The sequence below is a fragment of the Massilioclostridium coli genome, from assembly GCF_900095865.1.
Classification (GTDB): domain Bacteria; phylum Bacillota; class Clostridia; order Oscillospirales; family Ruminococcaceae; genus Massilioclostridium; species Massilioclostridium facile.
Genome location: NZ_FMIZ01000007.1, coordinates 1,165,061 through 1,189,100, shown reverse-complemented (window position 1 = coordinate 1,189,100; position 24,040 = coordinate 1,165,061). Strand labels below are relative to the sequence as shown.

Here is a 24,040-nt window from a genome sequence, read left to right as displayed (position 1 = left end):
TGACAAAACCATGTCCAGTGTGAATAATTTGTAAATCTTACAGCAATTTCAGCAGGGATTCTACCACCAATACCCCGCCACAGGCATACAGCGCAACAGTAAGCAGTCCTTTTTCAAAATAGGCGAGGATTACCGCCACCACTAGCCCTGCTACTGCAGACCAGACGTTTCCGGTAGAAAAAAAGATGTCCGGTATGGTCATCGCAGCAAGCACCGCATAGGGAACATAAAATAGAAATGATTTGATAAAACGGCTTTGGATTTTCTTTTTAAAAATCACCAGGGGCAGCATACGGATCAAATAGGTCACCCCAGCCATCACCGCTACATATAGCAGAAATTTTTCAATACTCATGTTCATTGGGGGTCCTCCTCGTTAATTGGGAAGAATTTTGCGCCAATTGCCGCTGTAAGGATGGTGCAGATGATAATTACAAAACCGGGGGAAACCTGGTTCAGCACTGGCAGCCACCGGAATGCGCAGCTTAGTCCAGCGGAGAGCAGCACAATCCAAAGTACAGGGCGGAAATGCTTTGCCGGTGGGATGATAATCGCCAGGAACATGCCGTAAATCGCAATGCCCAGTGCGGAACGGATAAATTCTGGAAGGAAAGTGCTGGCTGCCGCCCCGATTAGCGTGCCAATCGCCCACCCAAAGTAAGGGGTGAGAATCAACCCGTACAGATAGCGTTTCCCCACTTCCCCCCGTTGGCCGCTGGCAACCGCGAACACTTCGTCGGTGTTGCAGAATGAAATCACAAACCGATCCAACAGGTTTACATGCTTCTCCAGCTTTTGGGAGAGGGAAAGGGACATCAAGGCGTAACGCAGGTTGATGATGAGCTGGGTCAATGCCATCTCAAACATCCCGCCAGAAGCCGCCATCAAGGAAAGCCCAGCAAACTGCCCAGCGGACGTAACATTGGTCATCGAAATCATTACCGCGCCCCATACTGGGATGCCCTGAGCCACAGCAGCCATGCCAAACGTAAAAGAAACCGATAAATACCCCAAAGCAATGGGAAGCCCATCCCAAAACCCCTTTGTAAAACTGTTTGTTACCATAACAAACCCAAACCTCCAAAATTTTTATTGTATCGTAGCAGGCGGTATCCGCCTATTTCAAAAACGAATCTATTGATGATTGCCTTGATCCCATATTGCAGGAAACAAGTTCCCTCCTAATAATGACTATTGGAAAACTGCCTACCAAAACCATGCACTGTAATGCTATGATATACGGCATCCATCTACCTTATGGGAAACAAAATCAATCCAATCAGAGGGGAATTACTACAAAAATACATGAAAACAACCGTAACCCCATACCTACAAAAAGCAGATGCGTTTCTTATTTACCCCCTCTAAAGGGGATACAGATACTGCAATCCTTCCACTTGCCAAAACCTTGAGGTGTCCTTTTCCCCTATATGAAAAAACGCAGATGCAGTATTGCTTGGTTATCCACAAAAAAATTTACTCCGATTTGGTTAAATCAAGGAACGAATTCCCATAATACAAGAAAAATGTTCCAGTTCTTTTTACAGGATAGCCGGAAAAAAGAGACACCTATCCAGTATGCTATCTTCTGGCATTTGGTTGAAAAATGCCGAAATTACCATAAACCAGCAATATTTTATTATAAATGCAAACCTGTTATTTGTCCAGTTTTTCTTTGCCGGAAATTCGGGGGAAAATATTTGTGTTTTTTTCAATTATGTGGTATATTAATTAAGATAGTAATGTTTTGCTTATCTGGTTAAATTTTCAACAGGAACCAAGGAGGAAACACCATGAAAATCAATCAAACCACATCTACGGGCCATTTAAAAATATCGGAAGAAGTAATTGGCGCAATTGTAAAACAAACGGTAATGGAAATAGAAGGCGTCGCTGGCCTTGCTTTGGTACCTGTCAGCAAAAAAGATTATTTGTTAAAAGCCAAAAAACCAAAGCAAATTATGATCGAAACCAATGCGGACAGCGTAAAAATCACCTTGGGTATTTTAATGGATAAAGGCTATGTGATCAAACGCACAGCAGAAAATGTACAACGGCAGGTAAAAGAAGCCGTCCAGAATATGGCTGGTGTCGCTGTATACCAGGTGAATATTTACATCGCAGGAATCCTTCAGGATTAGTTGCCCCGCAAGAAAGGATAGTACCATGAAAAGACATGAAATACGTGAAAACGCCTTTGTGCTCGTTTTTGAAAAGATTTTTAACGATGATGATTTAACACAAATTGTAGAAATTGCCAAAGAGTGTGACGACTTACAGGTAAACGAGGAGGTCATCCGCATTGTAACTGGCGTGCAGCAGCATGTGCAGGAACTGGATGCGGTGATTTCAGAACATTTGACCAAATGGAGTATTTCTCGCCTTTCCAAGGTGGTGTTGGCGATTTTGCGCCTGGCTGTTTATGAGATTCTGTTTGAGGACGCCATTGAGCCGCCAATTGCGATTAACGAAGCAGTAGAACTGGCAAAAACCTATGCTTCCCAGGAAGACGCTGCTTTTATCAACGGCGTGCTGGGTGGATTTGTACGGAAGCTGGAAGAAAAATAAATGAGAGTATTAGGGATTGATACTAGCAATTATACCTGTTCCACCGCGTTTTATGATACACAGTCCCGTCGGATGGAGATGGCAAAACACCTTTTGCCTACGCCGGAAGGAAGTTTGGGGCTGCGGCAATCCCAGGCGGTGTTTGAACACACGAAACTGCTGGGGAAGATGATGCAGCAGTTATTTGAAACCGCTGACGGGCTCCCCGAAGCCATTGGGGTTTCAGTGCGCCCGAGGAATGTGGAAGGTTCCTACATGCCCTGCTTTTTAACGGGCAAAATGGCAGCGGATTCCATTGGGGCGGTATTGGGGATACCAGTACATGAGTTTTCCCACCAGCAGGGGCATATTGCCGCTGCTTTGTATTCCGCCAAACGTCTGGAATGGCTGCACCACTCCGAATTTATCGCCTTCCATGTTTCCGGTGGTACTACCGACTGTTTATTGGTGAAAACTGGAAACGGGACAATCGACCAAATTAAGATGGTGGGGACTTCCCTCGACTTAAAAGCCGGTCAGGCAATCGACCGGGTAGGGGTGAGTTTGGGGCTGCCATTTCCATCGGGACCTTATTTGGAACAGCTTGCATTGCAATGTACCGATAAAATCAAAACGCATCCCATGCTCAAAGGGCTGGACTGCTGTTTGTCCGGCTTGGAAAACCAGTGCGGTAAATTAAAGGAACAAGGGGCGGAACCCTCCTATATTGCCCGTTATTGTTTGCAGTACATCCAACAGACGTTGGAACGGATGCTGTTGGCAGCGATGGAACAGTATGGCAAAAAACCGGTTTTATTTGCCGGTGGGGTGATGTCTAACCGGATCATCCGGGATTATTTCACCGGAAAATACCAGGCGTGTTTCGCGAAACCGGAGTTTTCCTCGGACAATGCGGGGGGGATTGCGGTATTAGCAGGAAAAATGGAGGAACTTGCGTGACCAGTTACAGTGTTTCGGATGTAAACCGGTTTATCAAACAAATATTATTGGCAGAGGATATCCTCCACCGGATTGCGATCCGTGGGGAGGTCTCCAATTTTGTCCACCATCTTCGGTCTGGACACTGCTATTTTACGTTAAAAGACCAGAATAGTGCCCTAAAATGTGTCATGTTCAAAAGCAACGTGGCTCATTTGCGTTTTATGCCAGAAAACGGCATGCAGGTAATTGCCCTGGGAGATATCCAAGTGTTTGAGCGAGATGGCGTTTATCAGCTTTATTGTACCGATATTCAGCCGGATGGTGCCGGTGCCTTGGCAATGGCGTTTGAACAGCTCAAGCAAAAGCTGGCAAAAGAAGGGCTGTTCGACCCGGAGCGGAAAAAGCCGCTACCAACTCAGCCCAATACCATCGGTGTGGTAACCTCCAAAACCGGGGCGGCATTACAGGATATCCTGCAAATTTTATCTAGGCGCTACCCTATTGGTACCGTGAAAATTTTCCCTGCCCAGGTACAGGGGGAACAAGCCGCTGGCTCTATTTGTTCTGCTATCCATTTGGCGGAACAGGTTGGGGTGGACGTCCTGATTGTAGGGCGGGGCGGAGGTTCCCTAGAAGACCTTTGGGCATTTAATGAGGAAGCTGTGGCAAGGGCGATTGCTGCCTGTTCCATCCCGGTGATTTCTGCTGTGGGGCACGAAGTGGATTTTACCATAGCGGATTTTGTAGCGGATTTGAGGGCGCCAACCCCTTCCGCAGCAGCAGAACTGGTTGCTCCGGATTTACAGTATCTATTATCCGGTATCGACAAGCAGCGGGAGTTGTTGTATAATTATACAGTAGATTGTATACAGCAGCGGGAACACCAGCTTGTTGGGTTGGAGCACCAGTTACGCCTCCATTCCCCGGCCGGCCATCTGGCAGCGGGGCAGGCAATGCTCCACCAACTGGACCATCGGCTGGAAACCTGTTTCCAGTCGTCTTATTCCCAAGCCCAGCAAAGGTTTGGCTCAGCGGTTTCCCTGTTGGAAAACCTCAGCCCGCTCAAAGTGCTGGGGCGTGGGTATTCCATCACCTTTAATGAGGAACACAAAGCGGTCAAAAATTCCCGCCGCCTGAAAATAGGGGATACACTGACAACAAAATTTTACGATGGTAGTATGGTGGAAAGCACCATTACCAAAAAAATGAGGTAACCAATGGAACAACAGCTTTCTTTTGAAAAAGCCATGGCAGAACTGGAAAAAATCGTAGCAAAACTGGAAAAAGGCAACCTGTCTTTGGAGCAGAGTTTGGAGCTTTACGAAAAAGGAACAAAGCTCTCCGCCATCTGCCATGAAAAACTTCAGTCAGCCCAATTAAAAATTGAGGAAATTACAAAACAAGAGGAAAATTCTGGGGGAGAACAATGAGTTTTACACAAACCTTACAAGAATATATCCAAATGGTGAACCAGCAGTTGGAAGAATACCTTCCGAAAAAAAGCAATTTGCAGCATGTGGTAGACGACGCTATGGCGTATAGCGTGGAAGCAGGAGGAAAGCGTCTCCGCCCAGTGCTTACCCTGGAGGTATGCCGTATGTTGGGTGGGGATATCCAACATGCCTTGCCATTTGCCTGTGCGGTGGAGATGATTCATTCCAGTTCATTAATCCACGATGACCTTCCCTGTATGGATGATGATGAACTCCGCAGGGGAAAGCCATCCTGCCATATTGCATTTGGGGAAGCCAACGCCCTTTTGGCGGGGGATGCCCTCCTGCTGTATGCCTTTGAGGTGATGGCAAAAGCCCATCAAACCCACGGGACAGGCTATGAGGAAATCGCAAAAGGGATAGAAACTCTTTCCCATTGCGCTGGTACCGACGGCATGGTAGGTGGCCAGGTAATTGATTTGACCTATGAAAACCAACGGATTGAATATGACATTTTGCATCAAATGCACCTGTTAAAGACAGGGGCGCTCATCCGTGCTGCCTGCCAGTTGGGGGCAATTGCCGCCAAAGCCTCTCCGGAACAAATCCAGCGGATTGGTGCTTACGCCGAAACTCTGGGGCTAGCATTTCAGATTTGCGATGATATTTTGGATGTGGTGGGAGATCAGCAGCTGCTGGGCAAACCAATCGGAAGTGATGAACAAATGCAAAAAACCAACTTTATCACCTTGTTCGGGTTGGAAGGTTCCCGCCAAAAAGCGGCTGAGTTGACTGAGTTGGCAAAACAGCAGTTACGCCAGTTTGACCATCCAGAATTTTTGCTGGAATTAACCGATATGTTGCTGGAACGGAAAAAGTAAAAGGAGAGGTTTTGTATGTACAGTATCACAGGGGTCCTTCATAATTATCCCTTGATTGCTGCTTTAGCGGCGTGGGTGGTGGCCCAGCTTGCTAAAACGTTGCTTGACCTGGTTACCAATAAAAAATTTAATCGGGAACTGCTTACAGCGTCCGGCGGTATGCCAAGTTCCCATTCCGCTACCGTGTGCGCCTTAACTTTGGCAATCGGACGATGTTCTGGATTAAATTCCGCCGCCTTTGCCATCGCGGTGATTATGGCGGCAATTGTGATGTATGACGCCATGGGTGTGCGGTATTCCTCTGGGGAGCAGGCAAAAGTATTAAATAAAATTATCCTATTGTTAAAACGGACAGACTGCCCGGACGATAATCAGAAACAACGGCTGGAAAACACCTTAAAATCTTTAGCAAAACCTTCGGAGCAATTGGACGCGGAGGAAGAGGACGACGAGGAGTTAAAACAAATTAAAGAAAAACTTGGGCATACACCGTTACAAGTATTAGCTGGTGCTTTATTGGGGATTGTGGTAGCGTTGCTCATTCCAACCTCCATTTAATTATTGTTATAACAGCACCGGGGGAGGGTTTATGAATCAAAATTCTTTATTAAGTCGAATCAATTCCCCAAGAGATTTAGACCAATTAACAGATGCTGAGTTAAAACGCCTTTGTGCAGAAATTCGCACCTGTATTATCCAAACGGTTTCCAAAACTGGGGGGCATTTGGCGTCAAATTTAGGGGTTGTGGAACTAACTGTGGCATTACACCGTGCCTTTGAAAGCCCCAAGGATAAAATTGTGTGGGATGTAGGTCACCAGTGTTATACTCATAAATTGTTGACAGGGCGGAGGGAACAATTTTCCACCTTGCGCCAGGAAAATGGGATTTCCGGCTTTCCACGCCCTTATGAGAGCGAGCACGATTCCTTTATGGCTGGCCATAGTACCAACTCAATTTCCGCTGCCTGTGGAATTGCCCGGGCGGAACTGTTAAAGGGCTCCAACCGCTCTGTCATTGCGGTGATTGGGGATGGTGCCTTTACCGGCGGAATGGCATATGAAGCCTTGAACAACGCAGCGGGGCTACATAATTTAATTGTCATTTTAAATTATAATGAGATGTCTATCTCCAAAACAGTGGGGAGCTTTGCCCGTTACCTTGCCAACCTGCGTTCGGAACCCACCTATTTGAAAACCAAAAGTTCATTGGAAAACATCCTGGACCACACCCCAGTTGTGGGGAAAGGATTGAAAAAAGTCCTTTCCAGCTCCAAAAAAGGGATTAAAAATATGCTGTACCACAGCAACTTTTTTACCGATTTGGGGTTTGCCTATCTGGGCCCGGTGGACGGGCACAACCTAGAGGAGCTATCCCGTGCCATGAACTGGGCAAAAAACGCGGATAAACCAGCGTTGATTCAGGTGTTCACTACCAAAGGGAAAGGCTATTCCAAAGCGGAACAAAACCCCGGAGCTTATCACGGGGTATCTAATTTTGACATTGAGCAGGGTAACCCTGATTTTATAGAAGAAGATAGTTTTTCCACCGCTTTTGGGAAAGAGCTGGAGCGGATTGGACGGATGGACAAAAAAGTCTGTGCGGTAACCGCCGCCATGAAGTATGGCACCGGTCTGCAATATTTTTCCTCCACGTGCCGTGACCGCTTTTTTGACGTAGGCATTGCGGAAGAACACGCCGTTACCTTTTGTTCCGGCTTGGCGTGCAATGGGATGCGCCCTGTATTCGCGGTGTACTCCACCTTTTTGCAGCGTGGATACGATCAGATTATCCACGACGCTGCCATCAGCCGGAACCATGTTGTGCTTGCGGTAGACCGTGCTGGCATTGTGGGGAACGACGGGGAAACCCATCAGGGGATTTTCGACGCCGCTTACCTAAGTCATATCCCGGGGGTTACAGTTTATTCCCCAGCGGACTATGAGGAAACCTGCATCTTTTTGAAAAAAGCACTATATGAAATTGACGGCGTTGTAGCGGTACGGTATCCAAGGGGGTCCGAGCCGAAATTGCCGGAGTTTCAGGAGAAAAATACGGATTATCAATGGATTGGGGAAGGCAATTGTCTGATTGTCACCTATGGCAGGATTTCTGCTGATGCTATCCAGGCTGCCCAAAAGCTGGGGGAAGTCTGTCCAACGGCAGTGTTAAAGTTAAACCGGATTTCCCCATTGCCGGAGGAAGCAGTGAAAAAAGCCAGCCAGTACCAAAGAATCTTTTTCTTTGAGGAAGGGATTCGCCTGGGTGGAATCGGGGAACATTTCCTTAACGCCCTAAATCAGTATGGTTTCCAGGGTTCCTATACTTTGACGGCGATTGATCACTTTATTCCTCAGGCATCCGTAGAGAGCAGTTTAAAACAGCTCCATCTGGATCGGGATGGTATGATAAAAACAATTGTAGAACAGATAAATGAGGTGTAGTTTTGGCAAAACAGAGGATTGATATTTTATTAGTTGAACGAGGGCTGGCACCCAGTCGGGAAAAAGCGAAAGCGTTTATCATGGCGGGGGAAGTACTGGTGAACAACGAAAAAGTGGACAAAGCTGGCCAAACCGTCCCAGAGGATTGCGAAATCACCTTAAAAACTGGATTAAAATATGTTAGCCGTGGCGGATTGAAACTGGAAAAAGCGATGCAAAAGCACCAGTTAGATTTAAACGGAAAAACCTGTATGGACATTGGGGCATCTACCGGCGGCTTTACCGATTGTATGCTGCAAAACGGGGCTGCCAAGGTATATGCTATTGATGTGGGCTATGGCCAGTTGGCGTGGAAACTCCGTACTGATGAGAGGGTAGTGAACATGGAGCGCACCAACGCCCGATACCTGACCCATCAGGAAATCCCAGAGGAAATTGATTTTTCCTCGGTAGACGTTTCGTTCATCTCGTTGACTATCATCCTGCCGGTGTTACATCTCCTGCTCAAAGAGGGCGGGGAAGCCGTTGTGCTGGTGAAACCACAATTTGAAGCGGGAAGGGAAAACGTCGGAAAGAAAGGGGTAGTCCGAGACCCCAAAGTCCACGAGATGGTAATCAAAAAGATTTTCCGTTTTTGCTGTGAAAACGGCTTTTATGTTAAGGATATTGACTATTCCCCAGTAAAAGGGCCGGAAGGCAATATCGAATACCTGTTTTATCTCCAAAAATCCGACCAGGTTTCCACTATTACTGAGGAGGAGATTGCCCAGGTAGTAGCTTCCTCCCATGAGGAACTGGAACAAAAACATTAACTGCTGCTGGATTACTAGCAGCTTTACTATAAAACCAACCTTGCCACAGGCGAGAGGAGTCCACTATGAAAATACTGTTTAACCTCAATTTGGAAAAAGAAAATACAAAGCAATGTACCGAACAGGCGGTTTCCATTTTGGAGCAGGCTGGTGCGGAATGTTTTTTGGAATACGGCATGGCATCGGTGTTCGATGATAGCTACCACTATGCGGATAAGGAAGCAACGATGGCGGACTTTGACCTAATTGTGGCAGTGGGCGGCGATGGAACCATCATGGATGTGGGGAAACAGGCAGCCCTGTATGATAAGCCGGTGCTGGGGATTAATTCCGGACGGCTTGGGTTTATGGCAGGGGTGGAAACGGATGACCTGACCCCATTGCAGCAGCTGGTAACAGGGGATTATACTGAACAGCCCAGAATGTTGTTGGAAATCGTACTCAAAGCAAAACATGGAGTGGTTCAACGGTATATTGCGGTGAACGACCTGCTCATTACCAAAGCGGCGTTGAGCAGCTTGATTGATGTGGATGTGTTGTGTGGAGAAAAGCTGGTGAATGAATACCGGGCGGACAGCATCCTGTTTGCAACCCCTACCGGTTCCACTGCCTATTCCCTCTCCAATGGCGGACCGATTGCCGATCCAACCTTATCGTATATTTCCATGTCCCCGATTTGCCCCCACTCTTTTGCCTCCCGCACCTATCTGTTCCACGAAAATACCGTGTTGACAGTAAAACTGGGGGATAAAAATCGCAATTCCGCTTATCTGGTGATTGATGGGCAGGTTGGTGCGGAGCTGGGACAGAATGATATCGTGGAAATTACAGCCAGCCAGCGGAAAATGCGGCTGATTTCCTTAAATAATAAAGAATTTTATGAGGTAGTAAGCAAAAAATTTGTTGTGAGCTAACGGCTTTATCAGAAAGAAGGGAAAAACGCAAATGAAATCCAAACGTCATGATAAAATTATCGAATTAGTATTGACAAAAAATATTTATACCCAGGAAGATTTGCTGCAAGAATTATCAGAATGTGGATTCCAGGTCACCCAGGCAACCATTTCCCGGGATATTAAAGAATTGCGCCTGACCAAAGAAATGGATGACCAGGGCAACTACCGCTATGTAACCGGCGCGAAAAAAGTGCTGGATTCTGTTTCCAGCAAATTTGGGACTATTTTTTCCGAGTCCGTATTAGGGGTGGATTATGCGGGGAATACCATTGTGGTAAAATGCCGCCATGGTATGGCAAACGCTGCCTGCGCCACGTTAGACGCCACCGAATGGGCAGGGGTTGTGGGTACTCTGGCTGGTGATGATACCATATTTATCTTAATGCGTACCCAGGATGATGCCGCTACTTTTACCAAGGAACTTTATAAATATCTTTCAAACTAGGATGGTGTCCCATGCTTACAGGTTTGTTTATTCAAAATTTAGCAGTAATTGAAAAAGTGTATATGGAATTCGGCAAGGGCTTCCATGTGTTTACTGGGGAAACCGGGGCAGGGAAGTCGATTGTCATTGACGCCATTAATGGGATTTTAGGCGGGCGCTGCTCCAAGGAGCTGGTGCGCAGCGGAACGGAAAAAGCGGTTATGATTGGTTCGTTCCAGGACGTTCCTCAGCAGGTAGTGGATATCTTGCGGGATAACGGTGTGGATTTAGAGGACGAACTGGTCATCCAGAGGGAAATCTCGGTGGACGGAAAATCCGTAGCTCGTATCTGCGGTCGTCCGGTTACCGTTGGGCTGCTAAAAGAAATCGGTTCCCATCTCATCAATATCCATGGGCAGCACGATAACCAGATTCTGCTTTCCCCCGAACGCCATATGGAAATACTGGATTGTTTTGGCGAAATCAACACCTTGCTAAGCGAGTACCAGCGGAAATTCCATCGCTTTACCAAGGTGGAAAAAGAACTGGAAGAGATCAACGAGAAACAGCAAACCAAAAACCAGAAGTTGGATTTGCTCCACTATCAAATTGACGAGATTGAGCAGGCAGATTTGGAGTTGGGGGAAGATGTGGAACTGGAGCATGAAGCAAGAGCGATCCGCAATTATGCCCGTATCACCGAGAGCCTGCATGAAGCGTACCAGGCATTGGATGGCGAGGACGAACTGCCAGGGGCTTCCTCCAAATTGGTGGATGCTGTCAACGCCTTGGAATATGCTTCGGAATATTATAACGGCGTGGATGAGCTCAAAGAACGCCTCAAAGGGATTGCTTATGAGGTGGAGGATATCCGCCATGAGGTTGCCTCAAAACTGGAAGAGTTCGATATGACCCCCAACCGTTTGGATGCCATTGAAGCGCGCTTGGATGAGATTTTCAAGTTAAAACGGAAATACGGGGCAACCATACAGGAGGTATTGGACTATCAGCAGAACTGCCAAAAACAATTGGAACAGATTGAAGGCTACGATATCCGGCAGAATGAGTTGATGGTAGAGCAAAAGCAGCTTCGTTTGGCATGTGGGGAACTGGCGGAACAACTGACGGAACAACGGCGTAAAGCCGCAAAACAGTTGGTAAATACCGTTGCCCATGAGCTAAAATTTTTGGATATGGCAAATGTTACCCTCCAGGTGCATTGGGAAAAAACACCCTTCCAATCCAAAGGGCGGGACAAAATTGAATTTTTGATTTCCACCAATGTAGGAGAACCGCCAAAGCCAATTGCCAAAATCGCTTCCGGTGGGGAACTTTCCCGTATCATGCTGGCAATTAAAAATGCTTTGGCGGATAAAGACCAAATCCCAACCCTGATTTTTGATGAGGTGGACACCGGTGTCAGCGGTTCCGCAGCGCAAAAAATCGGGTTAAAGTTAAAACAGGTTTCCAAGAACCGCCAGGTATTCTCGGTTACCCATTTGGCACAGATTGCTGCTTTAGCGGATATCCATTTCAGGATTCGGAAATCCGTAAAAGGGAACCGCACTTATACCGAAGTAATCCCATTGGATGAACACGGCAGGGTGCAGGAAGTTGCCCGTATTATGTCCACCGGGGAAATTACCGATTTGATGATGAAAAACGCCCAGGAGATGATCCAGCGTGGAAGGCAATCTGCTGAATCATAACAATTTCATTTCTAGAATCAATCATAAAATTTTTCCGATATGGTTGATAAAATGCTTCCTATCATGATTTGTCATATTAGGAAAAAATGATTGCCTTATCAAAGCAATTGGATTATTTCATTGCACACGCTATAACGGTACGCCTTGTACTTTGTCCTATATATTATTTTGCTTGGTGTGACCGACTTTTCGTTTGGACGCTTTTTATTTTAGCGTCAGTTAATACATTTTTATATGCTTGTTTCGCTTTGTTTGGATATAGCGTTCAACGGACAAACTATAATTCTATATTTACGATCATTAAATTATCTTTACTTGTTTTTGTTATTCTATTTTTTGCTTTATAGTTTGTCTATTTCATCAGAGATGATAAAAATAAGCTGTTAGCTTGGATTTTTTTATCTTACCATTCGCATTGAACCTGTTCGTCACAGATTCAATGGATCTGCCATAACTCCATCTTTATGATAATAAAACTATCAGTGTTGGTTTGTATGATTGTATTTTTGATTGGCTGTTTTAGATTTGCGTTTGTTAGCGATTATAAACAGTTTCTTAGAGAATTATTAGAGAATATAAAATGTACATTTCTTTCTACCATATTCTTTTTTCGTTTCGTTGTTTGATCAAAAGCATCCAAAGGTATGAATAGATGAAGCAGAAGGATTGGAATCAGTAAAATCCTCTCATAAGAAAACGAAGCCGAAGGTGATACAAAAAGCTATGGAATGAAAAAGCATATATGACGAAGCAAGCTGTTGAGCTTGCTTTTTTCTTTTTGAGTAGGAAATTATGATGTGAAAGAACACCATCAATATTCGCAAGTGTGAAAATTTATTTGTGCAGATTTCCAATGCCGCATTGCAGGATGAGAATCTGTCATTAAAAGCGAACGGGACTTTAACAGTGTATGGAATGAACTGAAATAACATGGATATTTAAAACAATACCTCATCCCCAATGCTAAAAATGGGTTCTTTGTGTATTAATATGAGCTGTTGGATAAGCCGGATTTATCACATACACCGCTACTGAATTTAAAATTGAATGGTGAAATTTTCGAACCAGACCAAGTGCAAAATGTAGGCGGTATCAATAATATTAAACATAAGAATACGAATCAGAATCATATGGAGGTATCATGTCTTGTAATTGTGGAACAGGATGTTAAAAACCTGAAATTCGTTACAAAAGACAGTACATATGTTATTTAAAGGCAAAATGGGATTACAATTAGAAAACTACTGACATGGAAGAAGGTCAAATAGCTGCTTTGGATACGGTGATTGGCTTTATTGGCGATTTACTTGTAACCAAGCGAAAATCATTGCGGATTGGACAACGGACAATTCAGACAACACAATTAAGGCAGCTCTTCTTAAACCTGAAATTTGAATATCTACAGGAAGTCTACGAAAATCTCTCCACTTGCAGATCAAAGATTAAGAATTTAAAGCAATATATCTGGTCGTGCTTGTATATCCTTTATCAAATGAATGTGACTAAGAAATATATTAACAACTAATATATTGCATATTGTTAAAATTACTTCGATTTACTTGAAAAAATTATCTTTCTTTATATAATATGAATGGGAAAAATAAGCGAAAAGCAGAAAATTATTTTTCAGTTACAAAATTTATTATTCATGATAGGATGCCTGTATTTGATTTTTTGCTTTTAGCTGTTGTTCCCGGTATTCTCCTGGCGTTAAATGATATTTTTCCTGAAAGAGCTTATGAAACCAGGTACGATTAGAATATCCCAATTTTTGAATAATTGAGGAAATAGATAGTTTGTTTTCCCTTAATAGCATACAAGCTTGTTGTAATCGAATATCTGTTAAAAGAGCTTGAAAACTACTTCCACTATATTGTTTAATTAATTTCGAAAGATGCTGCGGATGATATCCATATTTTTTTCCAAGTTCATCTAATGTGACAGTAGCACTATTTTGTTCAATATATTCTAACATTTTGGAAAAAGTATCTTCTTGTTTGTTTTTCATGTGGGATTGATCGACTGTAGATTGATAAGAACGGATTAATTCAATCATAAAGCAATCAAACAGGTATGAAATTTTAGGGGATTTATAGATTTTTTTAGAAAACTGTTCTTGAATCATTTTACAGAAAAAATCTGTTTGTTCTGTTTCGGTGTTATTGGAAAATAAAATATAATTTTGTTCCTGGCGTCGTTTATCAATAGATTTTAAAAAGAAATTGGTAACAAAATCATTAGAAGAATATATTTTAAAATGGAAACTATCCATGATAGATTCTTTAACCAGCAAATTAAAGATAATATCTTGTTTTACATTATTTAACTTTATCTGATGCATCGCGTTCGTGTTCATTAGGCAGATGTCTCCTTGTTTTAAAGGAATGGAAACGGAATCAATAATATTTGTACAGGAGCCTTGATGAATATAAACGAATTCAAAAAAATCGTGTTTATGGGGAGGGTTTCCATACGTATTCGTATGTGGAGCAATAACGATACTTGCGTCTTTAAAAGGATAATAATCCTCTTTTTCTGTATAACCAATGGGTCGTTCTCTTTTATCTTTCAATTTTAAAAGGATCTTAGCCATGAATTTTTGGTGATCTTCATAAAATTTCTGAATATCCATATTTTCACCTTACCTTTGTATTGATACACTAAAATTAGTTAATATGATATAGTCAATATCACAATAAAACATCTATTAACTTTGTTTTCGATACTGGTTAACTTGGATTTCGACATCGAAATTTATCCTCACTTATGATAACATAAAACTCAGTTAAGTTCAAATTGTATAAAAATAAATTTATTTGAAGAAATAATTAGATTTAATACACAATTTGAATGATGCGGTTTTATTTATTATCAACAAGGAGGAAGTAAAATTGAAAGGAAAACGGCTTAGTAAAGCGTTGGCGGTAGCCCTTGGGCTTTCTATTATGGCTACATCCATGGTATCTACGGTGTCCGCTATCGACACAACAGATGAAGGCGCAAAGACATTTGCGGAAAAAATGAACGATCGCTTTCAAAATCCAGAGAATGAGTACAAAGTAGAAACAAGATGGTGGTTAGCGGAAGGTTCCCATACAGACGAAACACTGCGGGAATCCATTAAAGAATTACACGATTATGGGATTGGTGCAGTGGAGTTTGTTACATTAGATGAATCCGCTTATTTGGATGATGCCACTTATGCATGGGGCTCTGAGGAGTGGATTCACGATTCCCATTTGATTGTAGAAGAATGTAATAAATATGGGATGGGAATTAGCTTTACATCTGGTACCCACTGGGCATCAGCAAACTTGACAACCATTAATCCAGATGAGGAAAAAGCTTCCCAGGAATTGAGTTATACTACAATTGATGTTTCTTCCGGTCAAAAATATGATGGAAAATTAATTTTACCGGAATTACCGGGTACTGCTACCAAAGCGGATCTGGTAAAAGTAACAGTAGCAAAAAAAGCCAGTACAGATGGTAAAGTTACCAACCTGGACCAGAATTCCATGCAGGATATCACCAGCATGGTAGCACAACAGGCAGATGGAAGTTACAACATCCAGTACACTGCTCCACAGGATGGAGATTATACTGTTTTCGCATTTTGGCAGCATGGTACTTCGGAGACTTATAAACCAGCTTCTACTGGAGAAGCCTACACCATTAACTATTTCTCTAAAGAGGGTGCTAATGCTTTAATTGAATATTGGAATGAACATGTGTTGGATGAATCTTTGAAACAGCTCATTAAAGAAAATGGAGATGTATCCTTGTACATGGATTCTCTGGAGCTTAGTCCACACGGTGTAAATACAACAGGGAACCTGTGGTGTTCCAACTATCTAGAAGAATTTCAAAACCGTCGTGGTTATGATTTAACCCCATATTTGCCGTTGATTATTACTCCAGGTTTCGCAGTACACACCGAAAAAAATTATATTTATAATCTGGAAGGAAATTCTGATTTATGTACCAGTATTTTAAATGATGTATTCCAAACCAATACCGAATTATATATGGAAAATTGTTTGGATGTGCTTCGTGATTGGTGCCATGAATTTGGTATGACATTGCGTGCGGAACCAGCATATGGACAGATGTTTGATATTACCCAGCCAATTAAATCGGTTGATTATGTAGAAGCGGAATCGTGGGAATTTGGTTGTGAACCAGAAAAATTCCGTAGTCAGGCCGGAGCAGCGCACTTATACGATAAAACATATTCTTCCGAGACCGGTGCGCTATTGAGTCATAACTATACTCAAAGTAACAACGATTGGCGACAGGTATACTATACCCAGTTTGCTTCTGGTGTGCAGAGGACAATTTTACATGGATATTCTTCCGCATATGGTCCAGAACAAAATGTACAATGGCCTGGATATGAAGGGATGCAGACAGTATTTTCAGACAGATTTAATAAACGCCAGCCAAATTCCATTGACTATGCAGATTTAAACCAACATTTAGCACGGACGCAGAAAGTCCTCCGTCAGGGTGTTCCACAAATGGACATTGGTATTTTACGAACGGATTATTATTGGAACTGCTTACAGTGCTTCCAGGGTTTTGATTATTCCCAAAATGTACTCCGCCGTCATGAAGGTATCTACTGGCAAGATATGACCTTGCAGGATGCTGGATATACCTATGATTATTTCTCACCAGTATTATTGCAGGATCAGGATATTACCTGTGAAAACGGTCTTGTTCAGGCGGACGGAGTAGGATATCAGGCTTTGATCGTATATCAGGAAGAACTGCCCTATGAAAGTGCCCAGGTATTATATGAATGGGCTAAAAACGGGTTGCCAGTAGTAATTATAGATGGCCCTACTCAGGAACAGATGAGAAACAGTATTGTGAAAACCAATGAGTCTGCTGCCATTACAACTGGCTTTAATGATGGTAAGGACAAAGAGTTAGCCAGTGTTATGGAACAATTGAAAACATTAGATACTGTAGCTGTTGTTGAAACACAGGCAGAAGCATACGATGCCTTAGTTGGATTGGGAGTTCATCCGCGTGCAGAATATACCGAATCTAACAACAACTTAATGTCTGTGATGCGGAAAGATGATGACGCAACCTATTTATATCTATACAACTACATGTATACGGAAAATGAAAACTATAAAGGACAAGTATCAGTAGATGGAATTTATCAGCCTTATGTATTGGACACTTGGTCAGGGGAAGTGACAGAAGTAGGGGATTTCGCTTATGAAAACGGTAGGACGATCCTAAATGTAGATTTAGCACCAGGAGATATTATGGTATTTGCGTTAGATCCAAATGATCAGGCAGCAAAAACAGTCGTATCTTCTACTAATGTGGATAAAGTAGTCATTGAAGACGGCAGTCCTATGATGTATGTTCCATCCACTGGGGAAGCATCCATTGCCTATAGCAATGGTACCAGCTATACCACGAGTGTGACTGTTCCGGAAGATATGACTCTGGATACCTGGAACCTGACAGTACAGGACTGGAAGCCTGGAGAGAAAGTAACCCGTACAGAAGATAGAGGTTTAGGATATACCACAACTGAAGTAACTTATGATACCAATAAAGTGGATATCAATGTAGGAGAAACAGAATTAATCCCATGGAAAGATATTCCTTCAGTAGGGGAAAAAGTATCCGGTGTAGGAACATATACCACAAGCTTTACATTACCAGAAAACTGGAATACAAAAAACAACGGCTTGATATTCCAAGTAGATTCCATGAATGGTGGTACTGCGGCGGTAACCGTAAACGGACAAAAAGTAGCGGTAAACATGGATAACTGTACTGCCGATATTTCCAAAGCCGTACAACCAGGTGAAAACACAATTGAAGTAAGGGTAACCAGCAGTCTGCGTAACAAAATGATTGATGTAGGATATTCCGGATGGATGATGGGTACTCCAGACATAGATAATTACGGTATGGAAGGTACAGCAACTTTACAAACTTATTCTAAAGTGACAGCAACAGATAAATCTATCTTAAATTCTGTAATTACCTACGCGGAAAACGCAAAAGCCAGTGGCGAATATGACAACGCCATTGAAAGCGTACAGAAATCCTTTGACGCTGCTTTGGAAAATGCGAAAACAGTAGCAAACAATGCTGGGGCTACCCAGGAAGAAGTGGACACAGCATGGAAAACCTTGCTGAATGAAATCCATAAATTAGGATTTGTAGCTGGGGATAAAACAGAACTGGCTTCTCTGATAGAAGCAGCAAACGGAATCAATGCAGAACTTGACCGTTATGTGGAAGCAGGCAAAGCGGAATTCACCGCAGCATTAGAAGCGGCACAGGCAGTATATGAAGATGGCGATGCCATGCAAGCAGAAATCAACCAAGTAGCGGATGATTTATTAAATGCAATGCTGAATTTACGGTTCAAAGCAGATAAATCTATCCTGGAAGATGTCCTTGCGGAAGCAGGCAAAGTGGACGCAAACGCATACACAGCAGAAAGCTACGCAGCATTACAAGCAGCAGTAGCAGAAGCAAAGGATGTATACAACAATGAAAACGCAACTCAGAAAGAAGTAGATGCAGCAGTAACAAGTGTACAAACAGCAATAGATAACCTGGTAGCAGTAGATGGAACCCCTGCTGAAACTCCAACGGAAAACAATAATACAGCTGGAAGCCAGACAGGACAGGAATCCACCACACCAAAAGCAAATGCGGCCAAAACAGGCGATTTTGCCCCAATCGCAGGGTTAGCAACGATTACTTTAGCTGGTACAACATTATTACTCACTCGTAAGAAAAAATAATATTTTTCCAAGGGTTTTCGGTTACAAGGAAGTATATTTTTCAATTAGGCGGTATAGCCCCGTTCAAGGGCTATGCCGTCTTTTCCTATTTATTGGCTTCTTTCTGTTCTGCCTGCGGGTCAGTCGGCAAATGAATTTCTCCTACAAAGTTAAAGACAATATCTACTTTCTGAAAACGCTTGCCGTCTATCTTCTCCGGCGCATGGACAATGATTTTCTTCACAAACTCATTAACGATAGTGGGCGTTAATTCTGTTATTCCCACATACTTGCGGATAATAGCGGCGAAGCTGTCAAAGTCGCTTTTATTCTGTTCGTAGGTATCAACTTCCTGCTGTTCTGCCTTTACCTTTTCTGTCAGTTCTTTCTGTTCTGCTTCATACTCAGCGGACAGTTTCAAAAACCGCTCATGGCTGATTGTGCCGTTGATGTCGTCCTCATAAATCCGCACAGAATACTAAGCCGGAAAACATTCCCTGCCGTTCTGCCTTTGTGGGGCGGCGTTTATTTGCCCTTAATTCCTGTACCCGTTCAAAGACAGCTTCTTCAACGATTGTTTCATGGGTGTTGCGGAAAATCGCCTGCTGTTCTTTTGTGGTGGGAATACGCTTTTTCAGCTTGTGGGATTTGGAATAGCTTTTGAAGTTTACAGTATGCCCGCAGTAGTCCATGCGCTCTAAAATGCCAACAATCGTGCTGTCTTTCCAGTTATATGGATTGTCAGGCAAGGATTTTCCCTTTTTCTTTGAATAATATGCTTTTGCTATCAGCACTTTATCTGCTTTAAGTACTTTGGCTATTTGCGACGGTCCTTTTCCGGCAACACATAAATCAAAAATCCTCTTTACCACAGCGGCGGCTTCTTCATCTACAATCCATTTCTTTCTATCATTGGGGTCTACCTTATAGCCGTAAGGCGGCTTAGTCAGATGTTCTCCTGCCATACCCTGCGCCCGCTTGATTGCCTTTACCTTTTTACTGGTATCTTTGGCGTAAAAATCGTTAAACAGGTTTCGGAAAGAGGTAAAATCATTGTCGCCCTTTGCACTGTCTACACCGTCATTGATTGCGATATAGCGCACATCTCTTTCAACGAAAAAGATTTCTGTATAGTAGCCGACTTTCAGATAGTCACGCCCCAAGCGGGACATATCCTTGACAATAACGGTCGCTACATTTCCGGCTTCAATCTCTGCAATCATACGGTTAAAATTCGGTCTGTCAAAGGTTACACCGGAAACGCCGTCATCAATGAAAAAGACCGGATTTGTAAAGCCGTTATCCGAAGCATATTTTGTTAAAACTGCTTTTTGATTGACAATGCTGTTGCTGTCCCCGTCCAATGCGTCCTCTTGACTTAAACGGGCGTATAATGCGGTTATCTGTTCGGGCTTATATGTATTTGCTGTCATGTTCATTCCTCCTGTAATGAACGCCCGACAGACAGGTTGCTATCTTTATTATAGCGGACATCTTTTCCTTTGTCAGTAGGCGTTTTGAGGTTTTCTGATTTTATGAGCCGCTTCATCTTTTCAAAAAGTGGTTCAGAGCCGCCGCAAGAGGTAGACACTTCATAGAATGTGCCACCGATTTTATAAATCACTGTTTCATCTGTCGGATGCCCTGTTTCTGCCTATCATCTGTTATTTCCTGTTTTTGTTTCCGTTCCATTCCTTTCCCGTCCTTTCTTTGATTTGTAATGTGATAAGTTTCTCAGCAAGCATAGGAAAAGAGTACCCTTTTCCGAAAATGCCCTGCATTTTGCTTGTTGGGAAGTATCCCAAACCCTCTGATTTTCCTCTCACTACCTACAACACCGTACAGAGCGATTTTGCCGAAGTTTTGAGAAAAATTTTCAAAAAAGTTTTTCTTATCTCTTAATACGGAAAAGTTTCTGAAATGCCGAATAAATAACCGTTTAGGGGAAAAATATTTCGAGTATCATTACTTAAAACCTTCCTCAATCTTGACACCGTAAAGTTTTGGCTTTATAATATAGACAGTGTAAAGATTGGAGGAATTAGCATGGCACAGCAACGACAGACTTATCATCACAGGGACTTGCGAAACGCATTGATTGAAACAGGTATTCAGATTGTAAATACAGAGGGAGTAAATGCTTTTTCTTTGAGAAAGGTAGCTGCGGCGTGTGGTGTCAGCCATGCTGCCCCTTATAGCCATTTTCAAAATAAAGAAGAACTGCTTGAAGCAATGCAATTATTTATCACAGATAGATTTTCTAAACAATTAGAAAGTGCCGTTCAAAAGAATAATAATGTTGCAGAAATATTGAAAGATATGGGGATAGCCTATGTATCTTTCTTTGTAGACAACCCCTCTTATTTTCAATTTTTATATTCTCAATCCAATATAAAAATTGACTTATCATTATCAATACCAGACGACCAAAACTATAAACCTTATATTATCTACAAAAATATTGTAAGTAAATTATTAGAGCAGACGCACTATTCGGAAGAAAAGCAAAATGATATTATCATAACCATTTGGGCTTTTATACATGGCGTTACTTCATTAGCCACCATGAATAATGTAAATTATGATAATGATTGGAGAGAGAAGGTCATTGATTTTATGGACGTTTTTCAACTTTCCTTTTTAGATAATACGGGAGAAAAAATATGATAGGGATTTATTTTAGCGGAACAGGAAATACAAAATATTGTTTAGAAAAGTTTGTTGCTCTATATGATAGGAACATTGAAATAACCCCTTTAGAAGATACAGGTACAATGGAAAAAGTTACATATCATAAAGACATTATTTTTGCTTATCCAATCTATTACAGTAACTTGCCTAAAATTGTACGGGATTTTATCTGCGAAAATTCTGATATATGGAAAGGAAAACGTGTTTTCATTATTGCAACAATGGGACTGTTTAGCGGCGACGGTGCGGGTGTAGCTGCAAGATTGTTCAAACGATACGGCGCACAGGTATGGGGTGGACTTCATTTGAAAATGCCGGATTGCATTTGTGATGTAAAAGCCTTAAAGCGTACTCCGGCTCAAAATAAGCAAATTGTTATACAAGCAGAAGAACGCATAAAATCAGCGGTGTGTAATTTGAAAAATGGTACTCCAACTAAAGACGGTTTGGGATTTTTATGCTATATTGCAGGGCTTTTGGGACAGCGGCTTTGGTTTTACCATAAAACACAAGAATATTCAGACAAAATACAGATAGATACCGACGCTTGTATAAAGTGCGGGAAATGTGCATTGGTGTGTCCTATGAATAATTTGTCATTATCCAAATGTAAGATTGTAGCAAACGGACGGTGTACCTTATGTTATCGGTGCGTAAATCAATGTAGCGAGAAAGCAATTACTATTTTGGGGAAACAAGTGATTTTCCAACATTCTGTTTATGATTTCCATTGAAAGTAGTCTGATTAGAAATGAGGTGGTGTATTGCAAAAAGAAAAATGGATTTTATGTCCTGTATGCAATAATAAAACTCGATTAAGAATACGGGAAGATACAGAAATAAAGAATTTCCCACTATACTGTCCGAAGTGTAAGCAGGAAAATCTTATCAATGTAAAAAATCTGAATATTTCAGTTATCACAGAGCCGGACGCATTGACGCAGAGCCGATAATCACAAGAAATAAATCTTATGATTATTGGCTCTTTCTGTTTTGTGATAGGAAAACAAACCGCCATTTCCTGTATATAAAATGGAATAGCGGCAAATACACAATTATTTTTTATAGACATGGCGGTGTCGGGAGATATTGCCATGTTTCTTTTTCAAAATTTTAATTCTATTCCATTGTTAAAAAAAGCCTATTCCATGCAACGGGATTTTGCGGTTATGAAGATGAATACACAAATCATCATAATTGCTTAAATAACTCATATTACCAAACGCCTATGCGGTTTTATGCCTGCATGGGCGTTTGTTGTAATAGCCCCCTACTGGGAAGAAAGGGGGTGAGTTATGATGAAGTATTCTGAACAATTCATGGAGCATATCGAATATGCCTTTGCCGCGTTCTGTAAAATCGTTCTCCGCAATGCGGCAATCAGCGCGTACCGCGATTTTGGACGGAAACAGAAGCATGAAGTATCACTTGACTATCTGATGTCGGAAACGTCTTTTGAACCGTTAGCAACCGATAACTATTTTGAGCAGTATGTTTATGAGAAGCCGGCTGTTTCTGTCGTTCAAGGGAAAGAAGTGGTCGTGACAAGTAAACGATTAGCCGACGCATTAGCTAATCTGTCAGAACAAAGGCGTACTGCTCTGCTGATGAATTTCTTCCTCGGTTACAGCGAAAGAAAAATCGGGAATGAGTACGGAAGAAGCAGAAGTACAGTCAACTACTGGAAACTGGCGGCATTGAAGCAGTTAAGAAAAAAACTGGAGGAAACTAAACATGAGGAATAAGAAACTGATACCCTTTGAAACCATCGAGAAAGCTGTTGCAGGCGAGCCGGAAGCCATAGACGCGGTACTGCGGCATTACACTGCGCGGATTAAATATCTGTCTACCTATCGTGGACATATCAACGACGATATTCAAGACCGTCTGAAAGCACAGCTTATCAAAGCTATCCTGCAATTCCGTTTTGACAGGTAGTAGCAAAGCCCGAAAACGCCGTCAAGGATAAAATGAACGCAAGCGTCCTTGACGGCGTTCTATGCCCTTGCTGTCAGTCAGCCAAGAGCGCAATCGGATAAACCGCTTACGCTCCCAATTTATTATGGAATGTTATACGATAAAGTGTGCTTCTCACCTGATTTAAGCGGCATTACAGCGGAGATAAGGGCAGGGGGGAGGGTTTTATACTCCTACCCTTAAAAATGGTGTTCTACTGCGTAACATAACAAACGATATTTTTATATTGCTGTTCCATTCCTTTCCATTCCGGCGGCTCTGCCGCTTTGCCTTGCCCCAAAGGAGAGGGATTAGGGAAAGGATAGGAAGGGAATGGATATTTGATTAAATCCGTATTTGGTATTTCTTTAGTTATTTATATCTTTATTTAATTGCGTTGGATTTTCCAATGTCGGATAAACCGATGTCGGAAAATCCAATATCGGATAATCCAACAGCGGAAATTATGCTGT

General features: G+C 42.5%; 22 protein-coding genes and 1 pseudogene. 18 read left to right on the top strand and 5 right to left on the bottom strand.

Features of this window, described 5'->3' with window-relative positions:
* Positions 1-37 precede the first annotated feature (37 nt).
* Both BQ2683_RS10555 and BQ2683_RS10550 read right to left on the bottom strand, forming a co-directional pair.
* Positions 38-361, bottom strand: a complete 324-nt coding sequence (locus BQ2683_RS10555) for an AzlD domain-containing protein (protein ID WP_083256460.1) — start codon at positions 359-361, stop codon at positions 38-40.
* Positions 358-1,065 carry an AzlC family ABC transporter permease gene (locus BQ2683_RS10550; protein WP_069989002.1) on the bottom strand — a complete coding sequence of 236 codons (708 nt, stop codon included), beginning with the start codon at positions 1,063-1,065 and terminating at the stop codon, positions 358-360. The genes BQ2683_RS10555 and BQ2683_RS10550 overlap by 4 nt, the downstream gene beginning before the upstream one ends.
* Before the next feature lie 728 nt (positions 1,066-1,793).
* On the opposite strand from BQ2683_RS10550, the gene BQ2683_RS10545 reads away from it, so the two are divergent.
* From BQ2683_RS10545 to recN, 12 genes are all read left to right on the top strand, one after another.
* The gene (locus BQ2683_RS10545) at positions 1,794-2,141 is read left to right on the top strand and encodes an Asp23/Gls24 family envelope stress response protein (RefSeq protein ID WP_069989001.1); all 348 of its coding nucleotides are present in this window, start codon (positions 1,794-1,796) and stop codon (positions 2,139-2,141) included.
* A gap of 25 nt (positions 2,142-2,166) precedes the next feature.
* On the top strand, positions 2,167-2,568 hold the full coding sequence (gene nusB / locus BQ2683_RS10540) for a transcription antitermination factor NusB (protein ID WP_069989000.1): 402 nt from the start codon (positions 2,167-2,169) through the stop codon (positions 2,566-2,568).
* The gene (locus BQ2683_RS10535; RefSeq protein ID WP_069988999.1) at positions 2,569-3,507 is read left to right on the top strand and encodes a tRNA (adenosine(37)-N6)-threonylcarbamoyltransferase complex transferase subunit TsaD; all 939 of its coding nucleotides are present in this window, start codon (positions 2,569-2,571) and stop codon (positions 3,505-3,507) included.
* On the top strand, positions 3,504-4,703 hold the full coding sequence (xseA, locus tag BQ2683_RS10530) for an exodeoxyribonuclease VII large subunit (RefSeq protein WP_069988998.1): 1,200 nt from the start codon (positions 3,504-3,506) through the stop codon (positions 4,701-4,703). Before BQ2683_RS10535 ends, xseA begins: the two co-directional genes overlap by 4 nt.
* A gap of 3 nt (positions 4,704-4,706) precedes the next feature.
* Entirely contained in the window at positions 4,707-4,919 is a 213-nt protein-coding gene (gene xseB, locus BQ2683_RS10525) for an exodeoxyribonuclease VII small subunit (protein WP_069988997.1), read from the top strand.
* The gene (locus BQ2683_RS10520) at positions 4,916-5,803 is read left to right on the top strand and encodes a polyprenyl synthetase family protein (protein ID WP_069988996.1); all 888 of its coding nucleotides are present in this window, start codon (positions 4,916-4,918) and stop codon (positions 5,801-5,803) included. Before xseB ends, BQ2683_RS10520 begins: the two co-directional genes overlap by 4 nt.
* 15 nt (positions 5,804-5,818) lie before the next feature.
* Positions 5,819-6,361, top strand: a complete 543-nt coding sequence (locus tag BQ2683_RS10515) for a divergent PAP2 family protein (protein ID WP_069988995.1) — start codon at positions 5,819-5,821, stop codon at positions 6,359-6,361.
* Between the two features lie 31 nt (positions 6,362-6,392).
* Positions 6,393-8,246, top strand: a complete 1,854-nt coding sequence (dxs, locus tag BQ2683_RS10510) for a 1-deoxy-D-xylulose-5-phosphate synthase (protein WP_069988994.1) — start codon at positions 6,393-6,395, stop codon at positions 8,244-8,246.
* A 2-nt stretch (positions 8,247-8,248) separates the two neighbouring features.
* On the top strand, positions 8,249-9,058 hold the full coding sequence (locus BQ2683_RS10505; protein ID WP_069988993.1) for a TlyA family RNA methyltransferase: 810 nt from the start codon (positions 8,249-8,251) through the stop codon (positions 9,056-9,058).
* 65 nt (positions 9,059-9,123) lie between these two features.
* Complete coding sequence (locus tag BQ2683_RS10500) at positions 9,124-9,972, top strand: NAD(+)/NADH kinase (RefSeq protein ID WP_069988992.1); 849 nt, start codon at positions 9,124-9,126, stop codon at positions 9,970-9,972.
* 31 nt (positions 9,973-10,003) lie between these two features.
* Positions 10,004-10,459, top strand: a complete 456-nt coding sequence (locus tag BQ2683_RS10495) for an arginine repressor (protein ID WP_069988991.1) — start codon at positions 10,004-10,006, stop codon at positions 10,457-10,459.
* Between the two features lie 11 nt (positions 10,460-10,470).
* A complete protein-coding gene (gene recN / locus BQ2683_RS10490) occupies positions 10,471-12,147 on the top strand; it encodes a DNA repair protein RecN (protein ID WP_069988990.1) in 1,677 nt (558 codons plus the stop codon).
* A 1,642-nt stretch (positions 12,148-13,789) separates the two neighbouring features.
* Here recN and BQ2683_RS10480 read toward each other — a convergent pair.
* The gene (locus BQ2683_RS10480) at positions 13,790-14,740 is read right to left on the bottom strand and encodes an AraC family transcriptional regulator (protein ID WP_268873782.1); all 951 of its coding nucleotides are present in this window, start codon (positions 14,738-14,740) and stop codon (positions 13,790-13,792) included.
* 298 nt (positions 14,741-15,038) lie between these two features.
* Here BQ2683_RS10480 and BQ2683_RS10475 point away from each other — a divergent pair, with 298 nt between their 5' ends.
* The gene (locus BQ2683_RS10475) at positions 15,039-18,941 is read left to right on the top strand and encodes a glycosyl hydrolase (protein ID WP_069988987.1); all 3,903 of its coding nucleotides are present in this window, start codon (positions 15,039-15,041) and stop codon (positions 18,939-18,941) included.
* Positions 18,942-19,026: 85 nt separating this feature from the next.
* Here the strand turns inward: BQ2683_RS10475 and BQ2683_RS10470 are convergent.
* A pseudogene (locus BQ2683_RS10470) lies at positions 19,027-20,353 on the bottom strand (DUF4368 domain-containing protein).
* A 2-nt stretch (positions 20,354-20,355) separates the two neighbouring features.
* Positions 20,356-20,544, bottom strand: coding sequence for a hypothetical protein (locus tag BQ2683_RS12950; RefSeq protein WP_235843915.1), 189 nt, complete (start codon positions 20,542-20,544; stop codon positions 20,356-20,358).
* Positions 20,545-20,966: 422 nt separating this feature from the next.
* Here BQ2683_RS12950 and BQ2683_RS10465 point away from each other — a divergent pair, with 422 nt between their 5' ends.
* From BQ2683_RS10465 to BQ2683_RS10450, 5 genes are all read left to right on the top strand, one after another.
* Positions 20,967-21,587, top strand: a complete 621-nt coding sequence (locus BQ2683_RS10465) for a TetR/AcrR family transcriptional regulator (protein WP_069988986.1) — start codon at positions 20,967-20,969, stop codon at positions 21,585-21,587.
* Complete coding sequence (locus BQ2683_RS10460) at positions 21,584-22,345, top strand: EFR1 family ferrodoxin (RefSeq protein WP_069988985.1); 762 nt, start codon at positions 21,584-21,586, stop codon at positions 22,343-22,345. The genes BQ2683_RS10465 and BQ2683_RS10460 overlap by 4 nt, the downstream gene beginning before the upstream one ends.
* A gap of 30 nt (positions 22,346-22,375) precedes the next feature.
* On the top strand, positions 22,376-22,564 hold the full coding sequence (locus tag BQ2683_RS12945) for a cysteine-rich KTR domain-containing protein (protein WP_006876093.1): 189 nt from the start codon (positions 22,376-22,378) through the stop codon (positions 22,562-22,564).
* 345 nt (positions 22,565-22,909) lie between these two features.
* Positions 22,910-23,356, top strand: a complete 447-nt coding sequence (locus BQ2683_RS10455; protein WP_069989528.1) for an RNA polymerase sigma factor — start codon at positions 22,910-22,912, stop codon at positions 23,354-23,356.
* Complete coding sequence (locus BQ2683_RS10450) at positions 23,346-23,549, top strand: helix-turn-helix domain-containing protein (RefSeq protein WP_006876091.1); 204 nt, start codon at positions 23,346-23,348, stop codon at positions 23,547-23,549. Before BQ2683_RS10455 ends, BQ2683_RS10450 begins: the two co-directional genes overlap by 11 nt.
* Positions 23,550-24,040: the final 491 nt, after the last annotated feature.

What these genes read in the sequence shown, in the direction of transcription:
- nusB (WP_069989000.1), top strand. Translation starts at nt 2,167, where the DNA reads ATGAAAAGACATGAAATACGTGAAAACGCCTTTGTGCTCGTTTTTGAA.
- BQ2683_RS10500 (WP_069988992.1), top strand. Translation starts at nt 9,124, where the DNA reads ATGAAAATACTGTTTAACCTCAATTTGGAAAAAGAAAATACAAAGCAA.
- BQ2683_RS10460 (WP_069988985.1), top strand. Translation starts at nt 21,584, where the DNA reads ATGATAGGGATTTATTTTAGCGGAACAGGAAATACAAAATATTGTTTA.
- BQ2683_RS10465 (WP_069988986.1), top strand. Translation starts at nt 20,967, where the DNA reads ATGGCACAGCAACGACAGACTTATCATCACAGGGACTTGCGAAACGCA.
- recN (WP_069988990.1), top strand. Translation starts at nt 10,471, where the DNA reads ATGCTTACAGGTTTGTTTATTCAAAATTTAGCAGTAATTGAAAAAGTG.
- BQ2683_RS10515 (WP_069988995.1), top strand. Translation starts at nt 5,819, where the DNA reads ATGTACAGTATCACAGGGGTCCTTCATAATTATCCCTTGATTGCTGCT.
- BQ2683_RS10545 (WP_069989001.1), top strand. Translation starts at nt 1,794, where the DNA reads ATGAAAATCAATCAAACCACATCTACGGGCCATTTAAAAATATCGGAA.
- BQ2683_RS10550 (WP_069989002.1), bottom strand. Translation starts at nt 1,065, where the DNA reads ATGGTAACAAACAGTTTTACAAAGGGGTTTTGGGATGGGCTTCCCATT.
- xseB (WP_069988997.1), top strand. Translation starts at nt 4,707, where the DNA reads ATGGAACAACAGCTTTCTTTTGAAAAAGCCATGGCAGAACTGGAAAAA.
- BQ2683_RS10555 (WP_083256460.1), bottom strand. Translation starts at nt 361, where the DNA reads ATGAACATGAGTATTGAAAAATTTCTGCTATATGTAGCGGTGATGGCT.
- BQ2683_RS10520 (WP_069988996.1), top strand. Translation starts at nt 4,916, where the DNA reads ATGAGTTTTACACAAACCTTACAAGAATATATCCAAATGGTGAACCAG.
- BQ2683_RS10450 (WP_006876091.1), top strand. Translation starts at nt 23,346, where the DNA reads ATGAGGAATAAGAAACTGATACCCTTTGAAACCATCGAGAAAGCTGTT.
- BQ2683_RS10535 (WP_069988999.1), top strand. Translation starts at nt 2,569, where the DNA reads ATGAGAGTATTAGGGATTGATACTAGCAATTATACCTGTTCCACCGCG.
- BQ2683_RS10480 (WP_268873782.1), bottom strand. Translation starts at nt 14,740, where the DNA reads ATGGCTAAGATCCTTTTAAAATTGAAAGATAAAAGAGAACGACCCATT.
- BQ2683_RS10495 (WP_069988991.1), top strand. Translation starts at nt 10,004, where the DNA reads ATGAAATCCAAACGTCATGATAAAATTATCGAATTAGTATTGACAAAA.
- dxs (WP_069988994.1), top strand. Translation starts at nt 6,393, where the DNA reads ATGAATCAAAATTCTTTATTAAGTCGAATCAATTCCCCAAGAGATTTA.
- BQ2683_RS10455 (WP_069989528.1), top strand. Translation starts at nt 22,910, where the DNA reads ATGAAGTATTCTGAACAATTCATGGAGCATATCGAATATGCCTTTGCC.